This is a genomic window from Stenotrophomonas maltophilia group sp. Smal12 (genome assembly GCF_037079935.1).
Taxonomy (GTDB): domain Bacteria; phylum Pseudomonadota; class Gammaproteobacteria; order Xanthomonadales; family Xanthomonadaceae; genus Stenotrophomonas; species Stenotrophomonas sepilia.
Window position 1 is genome coordinate 25,083 of sequence record NZ_JBAWUK010000050.1, and the last position, 6,481, is coordinate 31,563.

The 6,481-nt window shown below is 67.4% G+C and carries 7 protein-coding genes; 5 read left to right on the plus strand and 2 right to left on the minus strand.

All coding sequences use genetic code 11. The annotated features are described in order from the left end of the window. Positions 1–26: 26 nt before the first annotated feature. Positions 27–1,046 carry a ribonucleotide-diphosphate reductase subunit beta gene (locus WDC87_RS18010; RefSeq protein WP_005420683.1) on the plus strand — a complete coding sequence of 340 codons (1,020 nt, stop codon included), beginning with the start codon at positions 27–29 and terminating at the stop codon, positions 1,044–1,046. Between the two features lie 139 nt (positions 1,047–1,185). Here the strand turns inward: WDC87_RS18010 and WDC87_RS18015 are convergent, their stop codons facing one another. Further along, positions 1,186–1,821 carry a LysE family translocator gene (locus WDC87_RS18015; protein ID WP_252744937.1) on the minus strand — a complete coding sequence of 212 codons (636 nt, stop codon included), beginning with the start codon at positions 1,819–1,821 and terminating at the stop codon, positions 1,186–1,188. A gap of 90 nt (positions 1,822–1,911) precedes the next feature. Between WDC87_RS18015 and WDC87_RS18020 the strand changes: the two genes are divergently transcribed. From WDC87_RS18020 to WDC87_RS18030, 3 genes are all read left to right on the plus strand, one after another. Further along, on the plus strand, positions 1,912–2,313 hold the full coding sequence (locus WDC87_RS18020; RefSeq protein WP_021203756.1) for an acyl-CoA thioesterase: 402 nt from the start codon (positions 1,912–1,914) through the stop codon (positions 2,311–2,313). Between the two features lie 43 nt (positions 2,314–2,356). Next, positions 2,357–3,163, plus strand: coding sequence for an NAD-dependent protein deacetylase (locus WDC87_RS18025; RefSeq protein WP_151355051.1), 807 nt, complete (start codon positions 2,357–2,359; stop codon positions 3,161–3,163). 159 nt (positions 3,164–3,322) lie between these two features. Continuing rightward, a complete protein-coding gene (locus WDC87_RS18030; RefSeq protein WP_072167307.1) occupies positions 3,323–4,423 on the plus strand; it encodes an NADH:flavin oxidoreductase/NADH oxidase in 1,101 nt (366 codons plus the stop codon). A gap of 3 nt (positions 4,424–4,426) precedes the next feature. Here the strand turns inward: WDC87_RS18030 and WDC87_RS18035 are convergent, their stop codons facing one another. Continuing rightward, the gene (locus WDC87_RS18035) at positions 4,427–5,338 is read right to left on the minus strand and encodes a LysR family transcriptional regulator (protein ID WP_252744936.1); all 912 of its coding nucleotides are present in this window, start codon (positions 5,336–5,338) and stop codon (positions 4,427–4,429) included. Positions 5,339–5,452: 114 nt separating this feature from the next. On the opposite strand from WDC87_RS18035, the gene purU reads away from it, so the two are divergent. Continuing rightward, positions 5,453–6,304 carry a formyltetrahydrofolate deformylase gene (gene purU / locus WDC87_RS18040; RefSeq protein ID WP_061480748.1) on the plus strand — a complete coding sequence of 284 codons (852 nt, stop codon included), beginning with the start codon at positions 5,453–5,455 and terminating at the stop codon, positions 6,302–6,304. Positions 6,305–6,481: the final 177 nt, after the last annotated feature.

Below are 6,481 nucleotides of genomic sequence, written 5' to 3' on the forward strand. Positions count from 1 at the left end.
TGACCCGAGAATTCAAGGAAACACCCATGGCCGACAAGCCCAAGCAGATGCTGCTCGATCCCGGTTTTGAACTGACCCTGCGCCCGATGCGCTACCCGCAGTTCTATGACATGTACCGGAATGCGATCAAGAACACCTGGACGGTGGAAGAGATCAATTTCCAGATCGACATCACCGACCTGCACAGCAAGATGTCGCCGGGTGAGCGCCACCTGATCCACCGCCTGGTCGCGTTCTTCGCCACCGGCGATTCGATCGTGTCCAACAACCTGGTGCTGAACCTGTACCAGCACTTGAATGCGCCGGAAGCGCGCATGTACCTGTCGCGCCAGCTGTATGAAGAAGCACTGCACGTGCAGTTCTACCTGACCCTGCTCGACAACTACCTGCCGGATCCGGAAGAGCGCGCCAAGGCGTTCTCGGCGGTGGAGAACATCGACTCGATCAAGAAGAAGGCCGATTTCTGCTTCAAGTGGATCGACTCGATCCAGGACCTGACCCGCATCGAGACCCGCGAACAGCGTCGCCAGTTCCTGCTCAACCAGATCTGCTTCGCCGCCTGCATCGAAGGCCTGTTCTTCTTCGCTGCGTTCGCCTACGTGTACTACTTCCGTTCGCGCGGCCTGCTGCCGGGCCTGGCTTCGGGCACCAACTGGGTGTTCCGCGACGAAAGCGCGCACATGGAGTTCGCCTTCGAGTCGGTGCGCGTGGTGCGTGAGGAAGAGCCGGACCTGTTCGACGACGAGATGAAGCAGCAGGTCTACGACATGTTGGCCGAAGCCATCGAATGCGAAGTGCAGTTCGCCGAGGACGTGCTGTCCGGCGGCGTGGCCGGCATCTCGACCCGTGACATGCGCCAGTACCTGCAGCATTGTGCCGATCAGCACTTCGCCAAACTGGGCATGGAAAAGAAGTACAACGTGCGCAACCCGCTGCCGTTCATGGAACTGCAGGACGTGCAGGAACTGACCAACTTCTTCGAACGCCGCGTCTCGGCCTACCAGGTCGGCGTGCAGGGCGAAGTCGCCTTCGACATGAACTTCTGATCGAACCGGTCAGGCCTTTCGCAACGAAAAACCCCGGCCAATGCCGGGGTTTTTTGTTGCGCGCCTGGCTTTTGTAGAGTCGAGCCGTGCTCGACTGCTGTTCGCAAGAAAGTCGAGCATGGCTCGACTCTACAAAGCGCTAGCGCCGTCCTTCCACCGCCATGCGCACCGCCAGCCCGGCCAGCACCGTACCCACCAGCCAGCGCTGCACCCTCTGCCAGGTGGGGCGCGCGGCCAGGAAGCCGGCGATGCTGCCGGCGGCCAGCGCGATCAGGCCGTTCACGCTGACGCTGACCAGGATCTGGGTGCAGCCCAGCACGATCGACTGCATCAGCACACTGCCTTCGCTGTCCGGATGCAGGAACTGCGGCAGCAGCGACAGGTACATCACCGCCACTTTCGGGTTCAGCAGATTGGTCAGCAAGCCCATCGTGAACAGTCTGCCCGGGCTGTCCTGCGGCAGCTCGCGCACCGCGAACGGCGAACGGCCGCCGGGCTTCAGCGCCTGCCACGCCAGGTACAGCAGGTACAGCGCGCCACCGATGCGCAGCGCCTCATAGGCGAACGGCACGGTCATCAGCAGGGCGGTGATGCCCAGTGCCGCGCACAGCATGTAGAACACGAAGCCCAGCGCCACCCCGCCCAGCGAGATCAGCCCGGCGAGCGGCCCTTGGCAGATCGAGCGCGAGATGACGTAGATCATGTTCGGCCCGGGCGTGAGCACCATGGCCAGCGAAACCAGCGCAAAGGCCAGCAGGTCGGAAAGTGCGGGCATGGGCGGTCCTGGCAGTGGGCGTGGCGCAGTGTAGCGTCGCCTGCACGGGGCCTGGCTTAAAATTGACGGACCTCACACCGAAGCCCCCCCATGACCCCGATCCCCGAGACCGTGCCGCCCACCGAAGTGCGCATGGCCGAAATCGTCTTCCCCAACCACACCAACCACCTCGGCACCCTGTTCGGTGGCCAGGCATTGGCGTGGATGGACAAGGCCGCCTTCCTGGCCGCCGCCCGCTATTCGCGCCGCACCGTGGTGACCGCGCGCAGCGATCAGGTCGACTTCAAGCTGCCGATCCGCATCGGCCAGATGGTGGAAACCATCGGCCGCATCGTCGAAGTCGGGCGCAGCTCGATGAAGGTCGAGGTGGAACTGGTCGCCGAGGACCTGCACAGCGGCGAGCGCAAGCTGTGTACCCGCGGCCACTTCGTGATGATCGCGCTGGACGAGGACGGCCACCCGATCGCGGTGCCGCCGCTGCCGGCCGCCTGAGCCGGCGCTTGCACGGGCGCTGCGGCGCCCCCATCTGGCAGCCATGACCTCGCCGCTGACCGACTTCATCGACCGCGCCCAGCGCCTGTTCGTGCTGACCGGCGCCGGTTGCAGCACCGCCTCGGGCATTCCCGACTATCGCGATACCGACGGCCAGTGGAAACGCACGCCGCCGGTGACCTACCAGGCGTTCATGGGCGAAGCGGGTACCCGCCAGCGCTACTGGGCGCGCAGCCTGCTGGGCTGGCCGCGCTTCGGCCTGGCCCGGCCCAACGGTACCCACCAGGCCCTGGCCGCACTGGAAAACAGCGGCAAGCTGCAGCTGCTGCTGACCCAGAACGTGGACGGCCTGCACCAGCGCGCCGGCAGCCACAAGGTGATCGACCTGCATGGCCGCCTGGACCGGGTGCGCTGCATGAGCTGTGAGCGCCGCAGTGGCCGCGAGGATTTCCAGCAGCGGCTGCTGGAGGCCAATCCGGGCTGGGATGTGCTGGAGGCCGGTATCGCGCCCGATGGCGATGCCGATCTGGAGACCGATTTCTCCACGTTCGTGGTGCCCGATTGTCCGTACTGCGGCGGCCTGCTGAAGCCGGATGTGGTGTTCTTCGGCGAGAACGTGCCGCGTGAACGGGTGGCGGCGGTGCACGATCACCTGCAGCAGGCCGACGCCGTGCTGGTGGTGGGCTCGTCGCTGATGGTCTATTCCGGCTTCCGCTTCGTGCAGGCGGCCGCGAAGGCAGGGTTGCCGGTAGCGGCGCTGAACCGAGGCCGCACCCGAGCCGACGACCTGCTGTTGTTCAAGGATGAGCGGGACTGCGCTGAAGCGCTGGCCACGTGGGCTGCGCGCTGAGCCGAGCACGGGCTCGGCTCTACAAGGGGCGAGGGCTTCTGTAGAGCCGGGCGCACGCTCGGCTGCTGCAGGTCACGCGAAACAGCGATCCATCCAGATGGTTGATCCGCGAGCCGCGCAGCGGTGCAATACGCACCCCCTACGTCGTTCATCACCGTCTTGAGCCAGCTGTTCTCGCCGATTTCGTTCGGCCCCCTGACCCTGTCCAACCGCATCGTCATCGCGCCGATGTGCCAGTACTCCGCCGAGGACGGCCGCGCCAGCGACTGGCACGCCATGCACCTGGGCAACCTGGCGCAGTCCGGTGCCGGCCTGCTGATCCTGGAAGCCACCGCCGTCGAACCGCGCGGCCGCATCAGCTGGGCCGACCTGGGCCTGTGGGACGATGGCACCGAGGCCGCGCTGGCACAGGTGCTGGCCAGCGTCCGCCGCTGGTCGCCGATGCCATTGGGCATCCAGCTCGGCCACGCCGGTCGCAAGGCCTCGGTGAAGCGCCCGTGGGACGGCGGCGGCCAGCTGCCGGCCGATGATGCGCGTGGCTGGGCCACGGTGGCGCCGTCGCCGCTGCCGTTCCATGCCGCCGATCCGGCACCGCAGGAACTGGACGAGGCCGGCATCGCCGAGGTGATCGCCGCCTTCGCCGCCAGTGCGGTGCGCGCCGAGCGCCTGGGCTTCGAGCTGATCGAGCTGCATGCCGCGCACGGCTACCTGCTGCACCAGTTCCTGTCGCCGCTGAGCAACCGCCGCACCGATGGCTATGGCGGCTCGCTGCCGAACCGCCTGCGCCTGCTCGTGGAAGTGTTCGACGCGGTGCGTGCGGCGGTATCGGACAGGATCGCCGTGGGCGTGCGCATTTCCGCCAGCGACTGGGTCGAGGGTGGCTGGGATCTGGTGCAGAGCGAAGCGCTGGCCCAGGTGCTGGATGCGCGCGGCTGCAACTTCCTGCACGTTTCCAGCGGTGGCCTGGACGAGCGCCAGAAGATCACCGTCGGTCCCGGCTACCAGGTGCCGTTCGCCGCGGCGATCAAGGCCAAGGTACGCATGCCGGTGATCGCGGTGGGCATGATCACCGAACCGGAGCAGGCCGAATCGATCCTGCGCCATCGCCACGCCGATGCGGTAGCGCTGGCACGCGGCATCCTCTACGACCCGCGCTGGCCGTGGCACGCTGCTGCCGCATTGCGCGACAGCGTGGAACCGGCGCCGCAGTACCTGCGCTGCGAGCCGCGCGAGGCGCGTGGCGTGTTCAAGGCGCGCTGAGGTTCACACCCGCCAGGCCGGCGCCATGCCGGCCTGCAGGTGCTCGAACAGCGCGCGGATCTTGGCGGTGAAATCGCGGCGGTCGCTGACGCAGAAGTAGACCTCCATCGGTTCCGGGCGCCACGCGGTGTCGGCGCCGAACACCGCCTGCAGGCGGCCATCGCGCAGGTACGGCTCGGCCACGAATGCGGCGAGCCGGGTGATGCCGGCACCGGTCGCCGCCAGCGTCGCCAGCGCATCGATGTCATCGCAGACCATGCTCGGTGGCAGCGTGGCGTCCACGCGCTGGCCGTCCTTCAGCAGACCCCAGCGCAGCGGTCGGCCATCGGTGGGGAAGCGGTGCAGCAGCCCGCGATGGCGACCCAGTTCGGCGGGTTCCTGCGGCGTGCCATGGGCCTGCAGGTAGGCTGGCGCGGCACAGAACACGAACGGCACGCGCGCCAGCTGCCGTGCGACGACGCCGTCTTCCAGCTGCGCGCCGATGCGGATGCTGGCATCCACCGCCTCTGGACCATGCTGCACGGCGCGGTCGGTCAGGCGCAGCTCCAGCTGCAGTTGCGGGTAGCGCTGCTGCAGTGACGGCAGCAGCGGTGCCAGCACGTGGCGGCCGAAGGCGCTGCTGCTGGCGATGCGCAGGGGCCCGGCCGGTTCGATATCACCGGCAGTGACCCTCGCCTGCGCGCGCGCCAGGTCGCCCTCGATATGGCGCACCTGCGCCAGGTACAGCGCGCCGGCCTCGCTGAGGGCGAGTTGGCGCGTACTCCGGTTCAGCAGCCTTACGCCCAGATGCGCCTCCAGCCGGTGGATGTTCTGGCCGACTGCGGTGGCGCTGATGCCAAGGATGCGGGCCGCAGCGGCAATGCTGCCGGTCTCTGCGGTGCGGGTGAAGCTGCGGATCAATTGCAACAGGTTCATGACCGGCCAGCTTGCCACGGGATCGGCCAAGTATCGCTTGGGACAGAACCAAGCCCTTCGCTTGCATCGGTGACCATCGCTCCGATCGACACCCTGCTGCCCTACACTGTGGCGATGCGCCCCGACTCCATCCTCACCCTGTCCTGCCCCGACCGTACCGGTATCGTCTACCGTGTGTCCGGCCTGTTGTTCGACCACGGCTGCAACATCCTCGACGCCCAGCAGTTCGGTGACGAGGAGAGCGGCCGCTTCTTCCTGCGCGTGCATTTCGACCGCGACGCCGGCCTGCCGCTGGAGACCGTGCATGCCGCGATGGCCAAACTTGCCGAAGGCTTCGGCATGGACTGGCAGCTGCATGACGGCCGCCGCCGGGCACGCCTGCTGGTGCTGGTCAGCAAGCAGGGGCATTGCCTCAACGACCTGCTGTTCCGCGCCCACAGCGGCCAGCTGAAGGTCGACATCGCGGCAGTGGCGTCCAACCACGCCGACTTCGCGCCATTGGCCGCGTCCTACCAGGTACCGTTCCACCACCTGCCAGTGACCGCCGATACGCGTGCGGTGCAGGAGCAGCAGATCATCGACCTGGTCGAGCGTGAGCGCATCGACCTGGTGGTGCTGGCGCGCTACATGCAGATCCTGTCACCCACGCTGTGCCGTGCGCTGGCCGGCCGTGCGATCAACATCCACCACAGCTTCCTGCCCAGCTTCAAGGGCGCGCAGCCCTATCACCAGGCGCACGCGCGCGGGGTCAAGATCATCGGTGCCACCGCGCACTACGTCACCGAGGATCTGGACGAAGGCCCGATCATCGAACAGGACGTGGCCCGCGTTGACCACGCCATGGCGCCGCGCGAGCTGGTGCGGCTGGGCAGCGACACCGAATCGCTGGTGCTGGCACGCGCGGTTCGCCGCCATGTGGAGCACCGCATCCTGCTCAATGGGCATCGCACGGTGGTGTTCCGGTAATCGCCCATCCCACGTCCGCCGGGCATGGCCCGGCGCTACCACGGGTGCTATCCGGTAGTGGGGGGGGGGGGGGGGGGGGGGGGGGGGGGGGGGGGGGGGGGGGGGGGGGGGGGGGGGGGGGGGGGGCGCCCGCCCTCTTATATAAAAAAAAAACCACCCCCCCAATCACAAATTTAG

What these genes read in the sequence shown, in the direction of transcription:
- WDC87_RS18010 (WP_005420683.1), top strand. Translation starts at nt 27, where the DNA reads ATGGCCGACAAGCCCAAGCAGATGCTGCTCGATCCCGGTTTTGAACTG.
- WDC87_RS18015 (WP_252744937.1), bottom strand. Translation starts at nt 1,821, where the DNA reads ATGCCCGCACTTTCCGACCTGCTGGCCTTTGCGCTGGTTTCGCTGGCC.
- WDC87_RS18025 (WP_151355051.1), top strand. Translation starts at nt 2,357, where the DNA reads ATGACCTCGCCGCTGACCGACTTCATCGACCGCGCCCAGCGCCTGTTC.
- WDC87_RS18020 (WP_021203756.1), top strand. Translation starts at nt 1,912, where the DNA reads ATGACCCCGATCCCCGAGACCGTGCCGCCCACCGAAGTGCGCATGGCC.
- purU (WP_061480748.1), top strand. Translation starts at nt 5,453, where the DNA reads ATGCGCCCCGACTCCATCCTCACCCTGTCCTGCCCCGACCGTACCGGT.
- WDC87_RS18035 (WP_252744936.1), bottom strand. Translation starts at nt 5,338, where the DNA reads ATGAACCTGTTGCAATTGATCCGCAGCTTCACCCGCACCGCAGAGACC.